The organism is Micromonospora sp. NPDC049060, assembly GCF_040649055.1.
In the GTDB taxonomy this organism is placed as follows: domain Bacteria; phylum Actinomycetota; class Actinomycetes; order Mycobacteriales; family Micromonosporaceae; genus Micromonospora; species Micromonospora reichwaldensis.
The window spans coordinates 16979-33447 of sequence record NZ_JBEZEV010000079.1; the positions used below are offsets into that span (position 1 = coordinate 16979).

13 protein-coding genes and 1 tRNA gene are annotated in these 16469 nt (G+C 72.8%); 6 read left to right on the plus strand and 8 right to left on the minus strand.

Annotated features, from left to right (window positions below; genetic code table 11):
* Positions 1 to 190 precede the first annotated feature (190 nt).
* Positions 191 to 2200, minus strand: a complete 2010-nt coding sequence (locus AB0B83_RS23710) for a sigma-70 family RNA polymerase sigma factor (protein WP_357580006.1) — start codon at positions 2198 to 2200, stop codon at positions 191 to 193.
* A gap of 132 nt (positions 2201 to 2332) precedes the next feature.
* Here AB0B83_RS23710 and AB0B83_RS23715 point away from each other — a divergent pair, with 132 nt between their 5' ends.
* Positions 2333 to 3205 (plus strand): hypothetical protein, encoded by an 873-nt coding sequence (locus tag AB0B83_RS23715; RefSeq protein ID WP_357580007.1) that lies wholly within the window; start codon positions 2333 to 2335, stop codon positions 3203 to 3205.
* Between the two features lie 173 nt (positions 3206 to 3378).
* Positions 3379 to 3690 (plus strand): hypothetical protein, encoded by a 312-nt coding sequence (locus AB0B83_RS23720; RefSeq protein ID WP_357580008.1) that lies wholly within the window; start codon positions 3379 to 3381, stop codon positions 3688 to 3690.
* Between the two features lie 90 nt (positions 3691 to 3780).
* Here AB0B83_RS23720 and AB0B83_RS23725 read toward each other — a convergent pair.
* The 6 genes from AB0B83_RS23725 to AB0B83_RS23750 all read right to left on the minus strand — a co-directional run bounded on the left by AB0B83_RS23725 (position 3781) and on the right by AB0B83_RS23750 (position 8519).
* Positions 3781 to 3852: transfer RNA gene (locus AB0B83_RS23725), tRNA-Val, on the minus strand.
* Positions 3853 to 3931: 79 nt separating this feature from the next.
* Positions 3932 to 4399, minus strand: a complete 468-nt coding sequence (locus AB0B83_RS23730) for a peroxiredoxin (RefSeq protein ID WP_121400357.1) — start codon at positions 4397 to 4399, stop codon at positions 3932 to 3934.
* A gap of 83 nt (positions 4400 to 4482) precedes the next feature.
* Complete coding sequence (locus AB0B83_RS23735; protein WP_357580009.1) at positions 4483 to 4920, minus strand: DUF3052 domain-containing protein; 438 nt, start codon at positions 4918 to 4920, stop codon at positions 4483 to 4485.
* Positions 4921 to 5032: 112 nt separating this feature from the next.
* Positions 5033 to 7513, minus strand: coding sequence for a transketolase C-terminal domain-containing protein (locus AB0B83_RS23740; RefSeq protein WP_357580010.1), 2481 nt, complete (start codon positions 7511 to 7513; stop codon positions 5033 to 5035).
* A gap of 51 nt (positions 7514 to 7564) precedes the next feature.
* Positions 7565 to 8047 carry a MarR family winged helix-turn-helix transcriptional regulator gene (locus AB0B83_RS23745; RefSeq protein WP_357580011.1) on the minus strand — a complete coding sequence of 161 codons (483 nt, stop codon included), beginning with the start codon at positions 8045 to 8047 and terminating at the stop codon, positions 7565 to 7567.
* Positions 8048 to 8114: 67 nt separating this feature from the next.
* Complete coding sequence (locus tag AB0B83_RS23750; protein WP_132237228.1) at positions 8115 to 8519, minus strand: YjbQ family protein; 405 nt, start codon at positions 8517 to 8519, stop codon at positions 8115 to 8117.
* Positions 8520 to 8704: 185 nt separating this feature from the next.
* Between AB0B83_RS23750 and aceE the strand changes: the two genes are divergently transcribed.
* Positions 8705 to 11449 (plus strand): pyruvate dehydrogenase (acetyl-transferring), homodimeric type, encoded by a 2745-nt coding sequence (aceE, locus tag AB0B83_RS23755; protein ID WP_357580012.1) that lies wholly within the window; start codon positions 8705 to 8707, stop codon positions 11447 to 11449.
* A 139-nt stretch (positions 11450 to 11588) separates the two neighbouring features.
* Here aceE and AB0B83_RS23760 read toward each other — a convergent pair whose 3' ends face one another.
* On the minus strand, positions 11589 to 12035 hold the full coding sequence (locus AB0B83_RS23760; RefSeq protein WP_121400347.1) for an SRPBCC family protein: 447 nt from the start codon (positions 12033 to 12035) through the stop codon (positions 11589 to 11591).
* 186 nt (positions 12036 to 12221) lie between these two features.
* Here AB0B83_RS23760 and AB0B83_RS23765 point away from each other — a divergent pair, with 186 nt between their 5' ends.
* The 3 genes from AB0B83_RS23765 to gltX are packed head-to-tail and all read left to right on the plus strand — an operon-like array spanning position 12222 to position 16285.
* Positions 12222 to 13553: a GH1 family beta-glucosidase gene (locus tag AB0B83_RS23765; RefSeq protein ID WP_357580013.1), complete on the plus strand. Its 1332-nt coding sequence runs from the start codon at positions 12222 to 12224 to the stop codon at positions 13551 to 13553.
* Positions 13550 to 14827 carry an MFS transporter gene (locus tag AB0B83_RS23770; protein ID WP_357580014.1) on the plus strand — a complete coding sequence of 426 codons (1278 nt, stop codon included), beginning with the start codon at positions 13550 to 13552 and terminating at the stop codon, positions 14825 to 14827. The genes AB0B83_RS23765 and AB0B83_RS23770 overlap by 4 nt, the downstream gene beginning before the upstream one ends.
* A gap of 48 nt (positions 14828 to 14875) precedes the next feature.
* A complete protein-coding gene (gene gltX, locus AB0B83_RS23775) occupies positions 14876 to 16285 on the plus strand; it encodes a glutamate--tRNA ligase (protein WP_357580015.1) in 1410 nt (469 codons plus the stop codon).
* The last annotated feature ends 184 nt before the right edge of the window (positions 16286 to 16469 follow it).

Consider the following 16469-nt stretch of genomic DNA (forward strand, 5'->3'; position numbering starts at 1 on the left):
CATGCGCGGCGTCGAGGTACGCATGGCAGCGCTCCGAGCCACGGTGGAGGACGTGCAAGCGCGGACAGGAGCCGACACGGCGTGCTGCCCCCAGCAAGCGCTCGTAGCGGCATGTGTGATGTCCGTGGCCCTCGGCCTGATCGCCGCCGGACTCCCTCCCTGCGCCGCAGGCCGCCCGCGACCGTCCCGGCTATCCCGGCCGTACGCACGGATCGGTGACCGTGTGAGTCGGGCTGCCCGCCGTGCGGCCGTCCCCGGCAGTCGCCCGTACCGACCAGGTGAGCGTCGGTGCGCGCAGTTGCCCGACGGTCGCCCGCGCGGTCGATCCGTCCACCGTCATGGCCCGGACCGACGTCCTGCCCCCGGCGGGTGTCAAGCGCACCTCGGCGCCGCCGAGCGCGGCGCTGCCGGTGGCCTGCACCACGAGGGTGTACGTGTCCGAGCCGCACCGCACGTGGGCGGTGGCGGAGACCGTGAACGGCGCCGCCACCTTGAGTGTGACGGTCGGCCGGGGCACGGCCGGAGGTCTGGTCGGTGCCGTGGTCGGTGCCGGTGCGGGGCCACCCGGCACGGCGTCGGGCGCGTCAGTCCGGGTGACCCCGTCGCCGTCCGCCGGCGTGACCACGGGCCCGGGTGTCGGACCGACGGCGCCGGCCGGCGGCGGTTCGGCGGCAGGCGTGCCGGTCACCGGGGCGGTGCCCGACGGCAGCGCGGAGGCGGGCGTCACCGGACCGCCGGCCGCCGGGCCGCGCGTCTCCGACACCGGCTGGCCGGCGGCGTCCTGCGCGGCGGTCGGGCGCCCGGGTGCCAGCGCCCAGGTCCCGAATGCGGCGAGGAGGATCAGCAGCGCCACGGACGCGGCCACCTGCCGGCGGTGCCGCTTGCGGTTCGCGGGCGAGGTCGTCCGCACAGGATGCGCCGCACCGCGCGACGCCACCGCACCGCCCGGAGCGGCTGCCACATCGTTCGAGGACGCTGCCACACCGGCCGAGGACGCTGCCGTCACACCGCCCGAGGGCCCCGCCGCCGCACCGTCCGGGGTCACCGGCCCGTTCGCCGCGGGCGTAGGCCCGTCGACCGCGCCATCCGCCGCAGGCCCCTCAGCGGCCTCCTGTGCCTGTCCGGTGTCCCCCATCCCGGGGATTGCCTCGGCCGGCGGCGCCGGATCGGCGGACGATGCCGGGCCGGGCGGCGAGGCCGGATCGGCGGACGATGCCGGGCCGGGCGGCGAGGCCGGATCGGCGGACAGCGCCGGATCGGCCGACGAAGCCGGACCGGCGGACGGTGCCGCATCGACCGTCGACACCGGGGCCGACGCCGCCGGGTCGGCGGGCAGCGTCGGGTCGGCCGGCGCGGGGTCGGCCGTGACCGGGCCCGCCGGATCGGTGCCCGCGCCGGGTGCCGGATCGGCCGGGGCGCCGGTCGCGGCCTCGGCCAGTCGCGGCCACACCGAGTCGGCGACGACCAGGAAGGCCGGAGCCGTGTACGCCGACAGCAGCGCGGCCGGGCTGAGCTGTTCCCGCCGGAGCAACCCGCACACCGCACAGCTCTCGACGTGCCGCGACACCCGCTTGCGCAGCGTCGGGGTGAGGCGGCCCTGCCAGCCGTCGATCAGGTCGGCGAGACTCGGGCAGTCCCGGGCTCCGGTGCGGGCCACCAGTAGCGCCCCCAGCGCCCGTTCGAGCTGCGAGCGGGCGCGCGACAGGCGGGCGTGCGCGTGGTTCGTGGGCACCCCGAGGGCCGCGCCGATGTCGGCGGACGACAGGTCGTGGCGGATGGCCAGGTGGACCACCTCACGGTCGCCCGGGTTGAGCGCCGCCACCGCGGTGTGCACCAGGTCGCGTACCTGATCGGCGTTGACGCCCGTGCCCGGGTCCGCGATGTCGGCCGCCAGCTCGCCGGCCTCCTCCAGCGGCAGGGAGCGGGACCGCTCCCGCAGCTGCCGGAGGCACTCGGTGCGCACGATCGCGTACAACCAGGAGCGCAGCCGGTCGGGCTCGCGGAGCTGGTCGATGCGCTGGCTGGCGGTGAGGAACGCGTCGTGGACGGCGTCCGCGGCAGCCTCCGGTTCGCGCAGCATGGTCCGGGCGTACGTGTAGAGCCGGTCGGCGTAGCGCCGGTACATGCCCTCCAGCCCGGCCCGCTCACCGCGGCGCACCGCCTCGACCAGCGTGAAGTCGTCCTGTGCCGCCGTGTCCATCGTGTCCCTCGCTGCTCGTCGACGGGTCCAGTAAAGCGGCGGAAAATTTTTCTCCGAAGTTTCTGTTGGCATCCCGACCCGCCCCGACTCCTACCGGTGTCATCGCGACGAAGAACCCGAAGGGAAGACACCATGCGAGAAGGATCGAAGCACATCCGGTTGGCGCGTCGGACGGCCACTGTGGGCGGGGCCGCGCTGAGCGCGCTCGTACTCGGTCAGCTGGCCCTCGCCGGGCCGGTGGCGGCGGTGCCCGGCCTGAGCGTCAAGACGACGACCGGCCCCAGCAACAGCAGCGCGAAGACGCAGAACGCGACCTGCCCGACCGGCACCAAGGTCATCGGCGGCGGCGGCGCGATCACCGGTTCCGGCCTCGGGCAGGTCGGCATGGACATCATGCGGCCGCTGATCGGCGGGGACGCGTACTCGGTCACCGGCCGCGAGGACGAGAACGGCGTCGGCGGCAACTGGGCGGTCACGGCGAACGCCATCTGCGCCACGCCGCCCGCCGGCCTGGTGATGGTCTCCGGCAGCTCGGCGCCCAGCTTCGGCACGTCGAACTGGTTCGAGAAGTCCTGCCCGGCAGGCAAGCACGCCATCGGGGTCGGTGGGGCGGTCGTCGGGGCGTCCAACAGCGAGGTCGTGCTGGAGGACCTGCGCATCCACCAGAACAGCGTCGTCGTGGCGGGCGCCGAGGACGGCACCGGATTCGCCGACACCTGGTGGCTGGACGCGACCGCGATCTGCGCCGACCCGCTGCCCGGCGAGCAGCGCGTGATCGACGACAGCGTCTACAGCTCCGCCGCCACCCAGTCGGTCACGGCAACCTGCCCGCCCGGGACGCGGGTGCACGGGGTGGGCGGCGAGATCCTCGGCGGCGACGGGCAGGTGCGCCTGACCCAGATGCGGGCCACCACCTCGACCGTCGTCACCGTCTCCGCCGCCGAGGACGAGAACGGTTTCAGCAGCAACTGGAAGGTGCGCGCGTACGCCGTCTGCGCGAGCTGACCGCCCACGACAGCGGGCCGCCGGACCAGCCGGCGGCCCGCTTCGCGTACGGCTTCCGCGCGTTGCCGTCGTACACCGACAATCGTCACGGGGGCCCGGTGGACGGCTCTAGGATGGGGGCGACGACCAACCGCTCGACCTGCGAACAGTCCGCACGGCAAGGACGGGTGCCCATGGACTCGGATTCAGATGACGTGACTCTCAGCCCCGCGGAACAGGAAGTACAGAACAAACTCCTGCGGGCTCTCGAAAAGGTGCAGACGATCTCGATGGCGCTCAACCACGTCGAGCATCTCCTGAATCCCGCCAACCCGTACACGCCGGCCATGAACACACCGCCGGTGAAGGCGCTGTTGGCCGAGGTGGATCCCGGCAGCACCGCCGAGACGCAGCGGGACGCCATGCTCAGCCTTCAGGAGAAACTCACCCTGGCCAGGAACGAGTACCAGAAGGTGATGCAGGAGGCGGCGAAGTTCTCGTCATGACCGGCGCGGTGATCCGACAGCCGGCCGGACACCGTGAAACGAAGCGGGCCGCCGGTCATCCGGCGGCCCGTTCCCGTGCTGGTCAGAGTGTGGGCGCGGCAGGTTTCGAACCTGCGACCCCTCGCTTGTAAGGCGAGTGCTCTCCCACTGAGCTACGCGCCCGGAACGCCCGTACGGCGGGCCGGAGGGTGGCAAGCTTACCCTGCCCCCACCGGCCCGGTCATACGGCGTGCCCGGTCGGTCAGGCCGCGACGGCCTCGGCGAGGGCCTTGCGCCAACCCTGCTGGTCGCGCGCCTCCCCCGGCATGTTCATCTCGGCGAAGCGGACCACGCCCGCCTTGTCGATCACGAAGGTGCCCCGGTTGGCGATGCCGGCGACGTCGTTGAAGACGCCGTACGACTGGGCGACCGCACCGTGCGGCCAGAAGTCGGCCAGCAGCGGGAACTGGTAGCCCTCCTTGTCGGCCCAGATCTTGTGGGCGTAGACCGAGTCGACGCTGACGGTCAGCACCTGGACGTCGTCGTTGACGTAGTCGTTGAGGTTGTCCCGCACCTCGCACAGCTCACCCTGGCAGATCCCGGTGAAGGCGAGCGGGTAGAAGACCAGCAGCACGGTGCGCTTGCCACGGAAGTCCGAGAGCCGGACCTCCTGGTTGTTCTGGTCCTTGAGCACGAAGTCCGGCGCCTCGGCGCCAACCTCGATCGGCATGCGAGCTCCTCAGGATGGGGTCGGATGGGCAACAGCCTGCCACACCCGGCAGCGGGCGCCGCCGGGTGATCGCCGGCGCCGGCCTACTTCTTGCCCTTGGCCCCGCGGCGCAGGACGAGGCGGGCGCCGCTCCAGTCCCGGCCGGCGTTGACGGTGGAGGTCTGCTGGAGGCCGGCGGTGGGCGCGGACTCGGCGACCTCGCTCGGCTCGACGTGCCCCTCGCGCCCCGCCTTGGGCGTGAGCAGCCACACGACACCGTTGTCGGCCAGCGGGCCGAGGGCGTCGACGAGAAGCTCGAAGAGATCACCGTCACCGTCGCGGTACCAGACCAGCACCGCGTCGACCACCTCGTCGGTGTCCTCGTCGACCAGATCTCCACAGCGGTCGGTCAGGGCGTCCCGGAGATCCTGGTCGACGTCGACGTCGTACCCCATCTCCATGACGACCATCCCCGGTTCGATCCCGAACCGGTCCGCCAGGCTGCGTACCCCGTCGGCGGCCTGACCAGCGGTCGCGCTCACTGTCGCGTGCCTCCTCATCTCATCCTTGCCCGCGGCGTCGCGTCGACGCCGTCAGGCAAAGTCCACACAGTTGTGGCTCCCCGCGCAAGTGGCGCACCGGGTGGAACGGAATTTACCGTGCCAGAAGCGTGCGGGCACCCTGGGTAATTGCTTCCTCGGAGACCAGAACCTGTCGGGCCGCCGGGCCTAATGGTACAAAAGAGTCAACTCCGGCCACCCGGCGCGCCGCTCCGACATACCCGGCATCCACCAGGGCCGCGATGACTCCCTCGCCGACCCCGCCGGAACGCCGGGTCTCGTCCACGACCAGCACCCGGCCGGTCGCCGCCGCCTCCCGGATGATGTCGGCCACCGGCAGCGGGGAGAGCCAGCGCAGGTCCACCACGCGGGTGCCGACCCCCTCATCGGCGAGGGTCGCCGCCGCGCGCAACGACATCGGCACCCCGTTACCGAACGTGATGATCGTGACGTCCTCGGCGGAGCCGACGCCGTAGACGCGGGCCCGTCCGATCGGCACGTGACCGCCGGTCCACGCGCCGGGCTCGGCGTAGTGAGACAGCCACTCACCGTCACCGTCGACGTACAGGTCGCGGGTGTGGTAGAGCGCGATCGGCTCCAGGAAGACGCAGACGCTGCCGTCCACCGCCGCGCTGGCCAGGCAGGTGCGCAGCATGGGCGCGGCGTCGTCCGGCCGCGCCGGCACCGCGATCACCAGGCCCGGCACGTCCCGGAGTACGGCCACCGAGTTGTCGTTGTGGAAGTGCCCCCCGAAGCCCTCCTGGTACGCCAGCCCGGCCACCCGCACCACCATCGGGTTGCGGAAGGCCCCCTGCGAGAAGAACTGCATCGTGGCGGCCTCGCCACGCAGCTGGTCCTCGGCGTTGTGCAGGTACGCCAGGTACTGGATCTCGGGCACGGGCAGCATCCCGGCCAGCCCGGCACCGAGCCCCAGCCCGAGGATCGAGGTCTCGTCGAGCAGTGTGTCGAAGACCCGGGCCACGCCGAAGCGGTCCCGCAGCCCCTTGGTCACCCCGTACACGCCGCCCTTGGCGCCGACGTCCTCGCCGAACACGGCCATCTGCGGATGGTCGAGCATCCCGTCGGCGAGCGCGGCGTTGATGCTCTGCGCCAGCGTCAGCGGGCCGGTCAGCTCCGGCGGCTTCCCGCCGAACGCCTCCGCCCGGGCACCGGCGCCGGGGCCGCCGGCACGCGCCGCCGCGTCCGCCACCGCCCGGGAGACCCGTGCCGGCCGGCGCGGAGCCAGCGGGGCGACCACGTCGGCCGGGGCGGTCAGCTTCGGCTCGTCCAGCACCTCCTCGGCGATCCGCCGCACCTGCCAGCCGATCTCGTCGTACCGGGCCAGCAGTTCCTCGCCGGTGGCGAGGCCCGCCCCCACCAGCAGCCGTGCCGTGGCGGTCAGCGGATCCCGGGCGAGGTCGGCCGCGATCTCTCCGGGGCTCCGGTACGCGGTCTCGGCATCCGCGCCAGCGTGTCCCATCAGCCGTACGGTCGACAGGTGCAGCACGGCGGGGCGCCGGTGCCGGCGCACCCAGGCCGCCGCCTCGGCGGCCGCCTCGTACGCCTGCGGCAGGTCGCCGCCGTCTGCGGAGAAGTAACGGACCCCCGGCTTCGACCGCAGGGTGGTCTCCACCCACCCCTTCGGGGAGCGGACGCTGATGCCGAGGCCGTTGTCCTCGCAGACGAAGAGCACCGGGATGCGCAGGCCCGTGTGGTCGTACCAGCCGGCGGTGTTGAACGCGGCCGTGGCACTGGCGTGGTTGACCGACGCGTCGCCGAACGAGCAGACCACGATGGCGTCCGGCGGCCAGGAGGTGTGCGTGGCGCCCCCACCGCCGCTGGCCGGCACCCCGTCCCGGCGACCGGAGGTCTCCAGCCGGCGCAGCCGTTCCACGGCCAGCCCCATCCCGACGGCGCGGGGCAGGTGCGAGGCGATCGTGGAGGTGGTCGGGACGACGGCCAGGTCGGCGCGGCCGAAGACCTTGTGCCGACCGCCGGCGAGGGGCTCGCTGCTGGAGGCGACCATGCCCCGCAGCACGTCGCGGGCCGCCTCGGCGTACCCCGGGCGGAGCGGCCGGTCCACGGCGGACCCGGCGCCGCCGGTCGGCTCCTGCGGGTCGGCGGCGTCCGGCGCGGAACCGTCGCCGGGGCCGTCCGGGTCGCCCGGGTCGCCCGGCGCGGCCTCGACGGGCCCGTCGGCCGCCGCCGGCCGGTCGGTCGGCGTCCACCCGGCGGCCTGGGCGGCGCGGACGCAGTAGAAGGCACCCGAGCGGTAGTGCAGCAGCGCCGGGTCGGTGGCGCGCAGCGCGGCGGCGACCGCGGCGTTGCCCTCGTGGCCGGCGGAGCCGATCGTGTAGTAGCCCTCGCCGAAGCTACGCAGCCACCGGCCGGCCAGGTCGAGCTGGCGGCTGACGGCCTGCGCGTCGAAGAGGTCCAGCGCCCGCGCGCCGGTCAGCGTCGTGTCGTCGGTGACCGGCCGTGCGGGGTCACGCCGCTGCGACGGGGTGGCCAGCGCGGCCAGCGTCTCCCGGAACCGGTCGTCGAGATCTTGCGGGGTGGTCACGTCGGACAGCATTACCGACGAGCGGCCTGTGCGCCCACTCGGACACGAACGACGCGGTGTGGGTCAGTCGTCGTCGCACCGCTCGGGGCAGCCGCCGTCGGAGACCTTCCAGACCAGCTCGCGCAGGGTCGCCAACTCCTCGACGGTGAGCCCGGCGAGCAGTCGGGAGTCCGACATGACCTGGTGCACGCGGGCCCGCACCCGCCGCCCGGGCCCGGTCACCACCAGCGTCCTCTGCCGCCGGTCGGCGGGGTCGGCGTGCCGCTCGACCAGCCCGGCCCGCTCCAGCTTGTCGACCAGGGCGGTGACGTTGGAGCGGTCGCAGCCCAGCCCTTCTGCGAGGTCGCGGGCCGGCAGCGGCAGGTCGGGGTCCAGCTCGTGCAGCGCCCGCGCGGTCGCGGGGGTCAGCCCCAGCTCGGCGATCTCCCGGTCCTGGTGGTGGCGCAGCGCGGCGGCGACGTGCGTGATGCGGCGTACGACGTCGCCGGCCAGCGCCGCGCGGTCGGCGGGATCCGGCGGGACGGAGGGGACGGGCTGCGGCACCATGCCTCACATCCTACGCGCGTCAAAAGTTGAGCAGCTCCACCATCGGCGGTTCGCCCGCAACTTCGCGTCAGCCGGGGAGGAACGAGAAGCGGACGGTCCGGGTGGGGTTGTCGCCGTTGGGGTCGACCAGGCAGACCGACTGCCAGGTGCCCAACGCCAGCCGGCCGTCGACGACCGGCAGCGTCGCGTACGGGGGGACGAACGCCGGCAGGACGTGGTCGCGCCCGTGGCCGGGCGAGCCGTGCCGGTGCCGCCACCGGTCGTCGGTGGGAAGCAAGTCGTCGAGCGCGGCCAGCAGGTCGTCGTCGGACCCCGAGCCGGTCTCGATGATCGCCAACCCGGCGGTGGCGTGCGGCACGAAGACGTGCAGCAGGCCATCGCCCTGCCCGGCGACGAACCGCTCGGCCTCCGCCGTGATGTCCCGGACGGTCGGCCGGGCCCCGGTCTGGACGGTGATCACCTCACTGCGCATACGGCGCATTCTGCCCGAGCGGGCGGTCGCCCGCCCGGTTCCTGCCGGGCGGGCCGGTTGCGCAAAGTTACCGGCGGGTACCTGTGTCGCGCGTCGCGTCTCCGGGCGGTGGGCGTGACGACAGGTGCCACCAGGGGGCAGGATGGCGCTAGAGACCTATCCCACACAGAACCGAGGGAACGCCTGTGGCTACGGAACGCAAGCGCCCGGTGATCACCGCTGGTCTGCCGAGCCAGCTTCCGGACATCGACCCTGAAGAGACCAGCGAATGGGTCGAGTCGCTCGACGGTGTCATCGACGAGCGCGGGACAAAGCGCGCCCGCTACGTCATGCTGCGCCTGCTGGAGCGGGCCCGCGAGCGCCAGGTCGGGGTGCCGTCGCTGACCACCACCGACTACATCAACACCATCCCGCCGGAGCACGAGCCGTGGTTCCCGGGTGACGAGCACGTGGAACGGCGGATCCGGGCGTACGTCCGGTGGAACGCGGCCATGCTGGTGCACCGGGCGCAGCGTCCCGAGATCGGCGTCGGTGGGCACATCTCCACCTTCGCCAGCTCGGCCTCGCTCTACGAGGTGGGCTTCAACCACTTCTTCCGGGGCAAGAACCACCCGGGCGGCGGCGACCACATCTTCTACCAGGGCCACGCCTCCCCCGGCATGTACGCGCGGGCGTACCTGGAGGGGCGGCTGACCGAGCACCAGCTCGACGGGTTCCGCCAGGAGCTGTCGCACCCGGGCGGCGGCCTGCCGTCGTACCCGCACCCGCGGCTGATGCCGGACTTCTGGGAGTTCCCCACGGTCTCGATGGGCCTGGGCGGGCTGAACGCGATCTACCAGGCGCGGTTCAACCGCTACCTGCACCACCGGGGCATCAAGGACACCTCGGACCAGCACGTGTGGGCCTACCTGGGCGACGGCGAGATGGACGAGCCGGAGACGCTCGGCGCGATCGGCGTGGCCGCCCGCGAGGAGCTGGACAACCTCACCTTCGTGATCAACTGCAACCTCCAGCGGCTCGACGGGCCGGTGCGCGGCAACGGCAAGGTCATGCAGGAGCTGGAGGCGTTCTTCCGGGGCGCCGGCTGGAACGTCATCAAGGTGGTCTGGGGCCGGGAGTGGGACCCGCTGCTCGCCGCGGACACCGACGGCGCGCTTGTCAACCTGATGAACACCACGCCCGACGGTGACTACCAGACCTACAAGGCGGAGTCCGGGGCGTACGTCCGGGAGCACTTCTTCGGCCGCGACCAGCGGACCCGCAAGATGGTCGAGGACCTCAGCGACGACGAGATCTGGAACCTCAAGCGGGGCGGGCACGACTACCGCAAGCTCTACGCGGCCTACAAGGCGGCGATGGAGCACACCGGCCAGCCGACCGTGATCCTGGCCAAGACGATCAAGGGCTGGACGCTGGGCTCGCACTTCGAGGGCCGCAACGCCACGCACCAGATGAAGAAGCTGACGCTGGAGGACCTGAAGACCTTCCGCGACCGGCTCTATCTGGACATCCCGGACAAGGCGCTGGAGGACAACCCCTACCTGCCGCCGTACTACACGCCGGGCGAGAAGTCCGACGAGATCGCGTACCTCAAGGAGCGGCGCCAGCAGCTCGGCGGCTACCTGCCGTCGCGGCGCTCGGGCCAGAAGCGGCTGGCCATCCCCGGCCCGGAGCGCTTCGCCGACGTCAAGCGCGGCTCGGGCAAGCAGAAGGTGGCCACCACGATGGCCTTCGTCCGCCTGCTCAAGGACGTGATGAAGGACAAGGAGTTCGGCAAGCGCTGGGTGCCGATCATCCCGGACGAGGCCCGCACCTTCGGCATGGACTCGCTCTTCCCGACGCAGAAGATCTACTCGCCGCACGGCCAGCGCTACACCTCGGTCGACCGGGAGCTGTTCCTGTCGTACAAGGAGTCCACCGGCGGGCAGATCCTGCACGAGGGGATCAACGAGGCCGGCTCGGTCGCCTCGTTCACGGCGGCGGGCTCGGCGTACGCCACCCACGACGAGCCGATGATCCCGATGTACATCTTCTACTCGATGTTCGGGTTCCAGCGCACCGCCGACGGGCTGTGGGCCGCCGCCGACCAGATGGCCCGGGGCTTCCTGCTCGGCGCCACCGCCGGCCGGACCACGCTCAACGGCGAGGGGCTCCAGCACGAGGACGGCCACTCGCTGCTGATCGCCGCCACCAACCCGGCGGTGGTCGCGTACGACCCGGCGTTCGCGTTCGAGATCGCGCACATCGTGGAGAACGGCCTGCACCGGATGTACGGCGAGGCGCAGGAGAACGTCTTCTACTACCTGACGATCTACAACGAGCCGATCCTCCAGCCGGCGGAGCCGGAGGGCGTGGACGTGGAGGGGCTGCTCAAGGGCATCTACCGCTACTCCCCCGCCCCGTCGGTGGGCGACGACGCGCCGAAGGCCAACGTGCTCGCCTCGGGCACGGGCATGCAGTGGGCGATCAAGGCGCAGCAGCTGCTGGCCCAGGACTGGGGCGTGGCCGCCGATGTCTGGTCGGTGACCTCCTGGACGGAGCTGCGCCGGGACGCGGTGCAGTGCGAGGAGCACAACCTGCTCAACCCGGGCGCGGAGCAGCGGGTGCCGTACATCCAGCAGAAGCTGGCCGACGCCGAGGGCCCGAAGGTCGCGGTCAGCGACTGGATGCGCGCGGTGCCGGACCTGATCGCCCGCTGGGTGCCCGGCGACTACACCTCGCTCGGCACGGACGGGTTCGGCATGTCCGACACCCGGCACGCCCTGCGCCGGCACTTCCACGTCGACGCCGAGTCGGTGGTGGTCGCGACGCTGCGGCAGCTCGCCCTGCGCGGCACGGTGCCGGCGAGCGTGCCGGCCGAGGCGGCCAAGAAGTACGCCATCGAGGACGTGAACGCGGCCCCGGTCGGCGAGACCGGCGGCGACAGCTAGGACGTACGAGACGAAGGGCCCGGCGCGGGAAGCGCCGGGCCCTTCGTCGTCCGCCGACAAGCGAACCGGCGGTGGTCCGGAGTCCCTGGCGGGGACACCGGGCCACCGCCGTCGCGGGTGGCGCCAGGACGTGCCCGGCTCAGCCGACGGCGGCCAGATCGGTCAGCCGGGCGAGCGAGTCCTCCAGGTCGGCGCCGACCCTGCGCAGGCCGAGGCGGAGCAGGGCGGCCTTGACCGGACCGGCCGGCCAGCGTACGACGATGAGCCGCACGATCGTCCCGCCCTCCTCCTCGTCCGCGGTGAGCTGGACGTAGATCTCGGTGCGCGCCTCCGCCCGGGCACCGGCCCCCTTGGCGCGTTCGCGCCAGCCGATCAGGGTCGGCGCCTGATAGGCGATCACCTCGGCCTCATGCGCGGCGCCACGTCCGGCCTGGACGAGTTGTCGGCGCCCGAAGCCCTCTCCCGAGAGCACCTCGGCCGCACGGACCCCCGCCAGCCAGGCCGGCAACTGCTCGGCCCGCTGCACGACGTCCCAGACCGCTTCCACCGGCGCCATCACGTGCGCACTGCGTTCCACGAGGATCATTTCCGTCTTTCCTCCAGTGAGGACATCCCACGATATCGGCACTCTATGCGCAAATTCGGACGTATACGGACGGGTTCGGAAAAGACACGCCGAAATTCATTGCGCTACGACGCCGGACGGCCTATGGCGCATCGACCGGCCGCCCCCTAGAGTCGCGAGCACGATTCATGTACGACGGGAGGGCGCATGTCGACCGCAGCGATGCCCGAGTTCCCCGCCGGATTCCGCTGGGGAGTGTCCACCTCCGCCTACCAGATCGAGGGCGGCGTCGACGAGAACGGGCGGGGAGCGTCCATCTGGGACACCTTCGCCCACACCCCCGGCCGGGTCGCCGACGGCAGCACCGGCGACGTGGCCTGCGACCACTACCACCGGCACGCCGAGGACGTCGCGCTGCTGGCCGGGCTGGGCGTCTCGGCGTACCGCTTCTCGATCGCCTGGCCCCGGGTGCGGCCCACCGGCGACGGTCCGGTCGACGCGCGCGGGCTGGACTTCTACGACCGGCTCGTCGACGACCTGCTCGCCCACGGCGTCGACCCGGTCGCCACGCTCTTCCACTGGGACCTGCCGCAGGCCCTCGAGGACGCGGGCGGCTGGCTGAACCGGGACACCGCCCACCGCTTCGCCGAGTACGCCAACGCGACCGCCGCCCGCCTCGGCGACCGGGTGAAGCTCTGGATCACCCTCAACGAGCCCTTCATCCACATGAGCCTCGGCCACGGCACGGGCGAGCACGCCCCCGGCCGGACGCTGCTCTTCGACGCCTTCCCGGTGGCCCACCACCAGCTGCTCGCCCACGGCCTCGCCGTCGCCGCGCTGCGGGCGCGCACCACGAGCCCGGTCGCCATCGCGAACAACTACTCGCCCGTGCGCATCGCCGGCGACACCGACGCCGACCGGGCGGCCGCCGCGGCGTACGAGGCGCTGCACAACCGCCTCTTCACGGACCCGCTGTTCGGCCGGGGCTACCCCGCCGAGCTGGGCTTCGACACCGCCGTGGTGCGCGCCGGCGACCTCGACGTGATCGCCGCGCCGATCGACGTGCTGGGGGTCAACTACTACAACCCGACCGGCGTACGCGCCCCGCAGGAGGGCTCGCCGCTGCCGTTCGAGTTCGTGCCGCTCGACGGATACCCGCGCACCGCCTTCGACTGGCCCGTGGCCCCGGACGGGCTGCACGACCTGCTCGGCTGGCTGCACCGCACCTACGCCGACGACCTGCCGCCGATCCAGGTCACCGAGAGCGGCTGCGCGTACGACGACGCGCCCGACGCCGACGGGCGGGTGCACGACCCGGAGCGCATCGCCTACCTCGACGGGCACCTGCGCGCGGTACGCGCGGCGATGGCCGAGGGCGTCGACGTGACCGGCTACTTCGTCTGGTCGCTGCTGGACAACTGGGAGTGGGCGGAGGGCTTCACCAAGCGCTTCGGCCTCGTGCACGTCGACTTCGACACCCAGCTCCGCACGCCCAAGTCCTCGTACGCCTGGTTCCGTGACCTGATCGCCCGGCCGTGACCACCGTCGATCCGACGCCCGCGTCGCTGCCGGCGGCGCTCGCCGAGCCGACCGTGCCGGTCCGGCGGGGCTGGATCGCGCTGATCTTCGCCGCGAACCTCGGGGTCTGGATGGCGTTCTTCACGCCCATCCAGGTGCTGCTGCCGCAGCAGCTGGAACGGATCGCCCCGGCCGACAAGGAGACGGCGCTCGCCCTGGTCACCGGCCTCGGCGCGCTCGCCGCGGTGCTCGCCAATCCCCTCGCCGGGGCGCTGTCGGACCGCACCTGCCTGCGGCTGGCCGGGCGGGAGTTCGGCCGGCGGCACGTCTGGACCGCCGGCGGTGCGCTGCTCGGCGCGGCGGCCCTGGTGCTGCTCGCGCAGCAACGCACCGTCGCCGGGGTCGCGCTCGGCTGGGTCGCCGCCCAGGTCTGCTTCAACGCGATGCTGGCCAGCCTGACCGCCGCCGTGCCGGACCGGGTGCCGGTCGCCCAGCGCGGCGGCGTCTCCGGCTGGGTCGGCATCCCCCAGGCGCTGGGGCTGGTGCTCGGGGTGGTGCTGGTCACCGCCGTGGTGAGCGGCACCGCCGCCGGCTACGCCACGATGGCGGTCGCGGTGCTGCTGCTGGCGCTGCCGTTCGCGCTGTTCACCGCCGACGACCCGCTGCCCCGGGCGCACCGCCCGGCGCTGCGCTGGCGCGCCCTGCTCGCGTCGATGTGGGTCTCGCCCCGCCGCCACCCCGACTTCGGCTGGGCCTGGATCACCCGGTTCCTGGTGCAGCTCGGCAACGCGCTCGGCACGCTCTACCTGCTCTACTTCCTCACCGACGAGGTGCGCCACCCCGATCCCGAGGGCGGCCTGCTGGTGCTGATCCTGCTCTACACGGCCGGCCTGGCGGCCACCGCCGTGGTGGCCGGCCGGTTGTCGGACCGGTCCGGCAAGCGGAAGGTCTTCGTCATCACCGCCGGCGGGATCATCGCGGTCGCCGCGCTGCTGCTCGCCGTCGCCCCGGTCTGGCCGGTGGCCGTGGCCGCCGCGCTGCTGCTCGGTGCCGGCTACGGCGTCTACCTGTCGGTGGACGCCGCGCTCATCACCCAGGTGCTGCCCGCCGCGAACGACCGGGCCAAGGACCTGGGCGTGATCAACATCGCCAACTCCGCCCCGCAGGTGCTCGGCCCGGCGCTCTCCGCCCCGCTCGTGGTGCACCTCGGCGGCTACCCGGTGCTCTATGCGGTCACCGCGGCGGTCACCGTGCTGGGCAGCGTCCTGGTGCTGAAGATCCGCTCGGTGCCCTGAGCCGCACCCCTGGCGGAATCCGATCGCGCGCCGCCGTAGGCTGGAGACGTGACGGTACGTGTGCGCTTCGCCCCCTCCCCGACCGGTATGTTCCACGTCGGCGGCGCCCGCTCGGCGCTGCAGAACTGGATCTACGCCAAGCAGCAGGGCGGGGTGTTCGTGCTCCGCGTCGAGGACACCGACGCGGCCCGCAACAAGCCGGAGTGGACCGAGGGCATCCTCTCCGCGCTGGACTGGATCGGCATCGAGCGCGGCGGCTACGAGGGCCCGTACTTCCAGTCGGAGTACGCGGGCGAGCACCGGGCCGCTGCCGCGCGGCTGCACGCGTCCGGCCGCGCCTACTACTGCGACTGCACCCGCGAGGCCGTGCAGGCCCGCACCGGCTCGCAGTACCAGGGCTACGACGGCTTCTGCCGGGACCGGGGCCTGTCGGCCGGCGAGGGGCGCGCCCTGCGCTTCCGTACGCCCGACGAGGGCGAGACCGTGGTGGTCGACCTGATCCGCGGCGAGCCGACCTTCGAGAACAAGCTGATCGAGGACTTCGTCATCGCCCGGGGCGACGGTTCGCCGGTCTTCCTGCTCGCCAACGTGGTCGACGACATGACCATGGGCATCACCCACGTGATCCGGGCCGAGGAGCACCTGCCCAACACCCCGAAGCAGCAGCTGCTCTGGGAGGCGCTCGGGGTCAAGCCGCCGATCTGGGCGCACGTGCCGGTGGTGGTCAACGAGAAGCGGCAGAAGCTCTCCAAGCGCCGCGACAAGGTGGCCCTGGAGGCGTTCCGGGACGAGGGCTACCTCGCCTCGGCGATGCGCAACTACCTGATGCTGCTCGGCTGGGCGCCGTCGGGCGACCGGGAGATCGTCGAGTGGTCGGTGATCGAGCAGGAGTACCGGCTGGAGGACGTCAATCCCTCGCCGGCGTTCTTCGACGAGAAGAAGCTCCGCGCGTTCAACGGCGAGTACATCCGGGCGCTGCCGGTCGAGGAGTTCGTCGAGGCCTGCCGGCCGTGGCTGACGGGCACCGGCACCATCGCCCCGCCGCCGTGGCAGCCGGAGGAGTTCGACGCGGACGCCTTCGCAGCCGTGGCCCCGCTGGCGCAGACCCGGATCGCGCTGCTCAGCGAGATCGTGCCGAACGTCGACTTCCTCTTCCTCGCCGCGCCCCTGATCGACGAGGCCGCCTGGGCCAAGGCGATGAAGGAGGGCTCGGCGGAGCTGCTGGACGCCGCCACGGCGGCGTTCGAGGCGCTGGAGTCGTGGGACGCCGAGACGCTGAAGTCGACGCTGGAGGCGGTCGGCGCCGAGCGCGGGCTCAAGCTCGGCAAGGCCCAGGCGCCGGTGCGCGTCGCCGTCACCGGCCGTACCGTCGGGCTGCCGCTGTTCGAGTCGCTGGAGGTGCTCGGCCGCGAGCGCACCCTGAGCCGGCTGCGCGCCGCCCGGGTCCGCCTGTTCTGAGCCGGGCCCGTTCCCGACGGCCACGACCGCCCTGCCGGGACGGCCCACCCACGCCGGAAGGCGGCCTGCGCCGCCGCTACGACGTCGGTCGCGTCGTGCCGCCGTGTCGTCGTTCGGCATCAGCGGCACCAACGCGCACGTGGTGCTGGAGGAGCCCGAGCCGGCCGAGGCCCCCGAGCCGGTC

Excerpts from the sequence above, each read along its gene's own strand:
- AB0B83_RS23745 (WP_357580011.1), bottom strand. The coding sequence starts at position 8,047 with ATGGTGCCGCAGCCCGTCCCCTCCGTCCCGCCGGATCCCGCCGACCGC.
- AB0B83_RS23730 (WP_121400357.1), bottom strand. The coding sequence starts at position 4,399 with ATGCCGATCGAGGTTGGCGCCGAGGCGCCGGACTTCGTGCTCAAGGAC.
- AB0B83_RS23750 (WP_132237228.1), bottom strand. The coding sequence starts at position 8,519 with ATGCGCAGTGAGGTGATCACCGTCCAGACCGGGGCCCGGCCGACCGTC.
- AB0B83_RS23715 (WP_357580007.1), top strand. The coding sequence starts at position 2,333 with ATGCGAGAAGGATCGAAGCACATCCGGTTGGCGCGTCGGACGGCCACT.
- AB0B83_RS23720 (WP_357580008.1), top strand. The coding sequence starts at position 3,379 with ATGGACTCGGATTCAGATGACGTGACTCTCAGCCCCGCGGAACAGGAA.
- AB0B83_RS23760 (WP_121400347.1), bottom strand. The coding sequence starts at position 12,035 with ATGATCCTCGTGGAACGCAGTGCGCACGTGATGGCGCCGGTGGAAGCG.
- AB0B83_RS23710 (WP_357580006.1), bottom strand. The coding sequence starts at position 2,200 with ATGGACACGGCGGCACAGGACGACTTCACGCTGGTCGAGGCGGTGCGC.
- AB0B83_RS23765 (WP_357580013.1), top strand. The coding sequence starts at position 12,222 with ATGTCGACCGCAGCGATGCCCGAGTTCCCCGCCGGATTCCGCTGGGGA.
- AB0B83_RS23740 (WP_357580010.1), bottom strand. The coding sequence starts at position 7,513 with ATGCTGTCCGACGTGACCACCCCGCAAGATCTCGACGACCGGTTCCGG.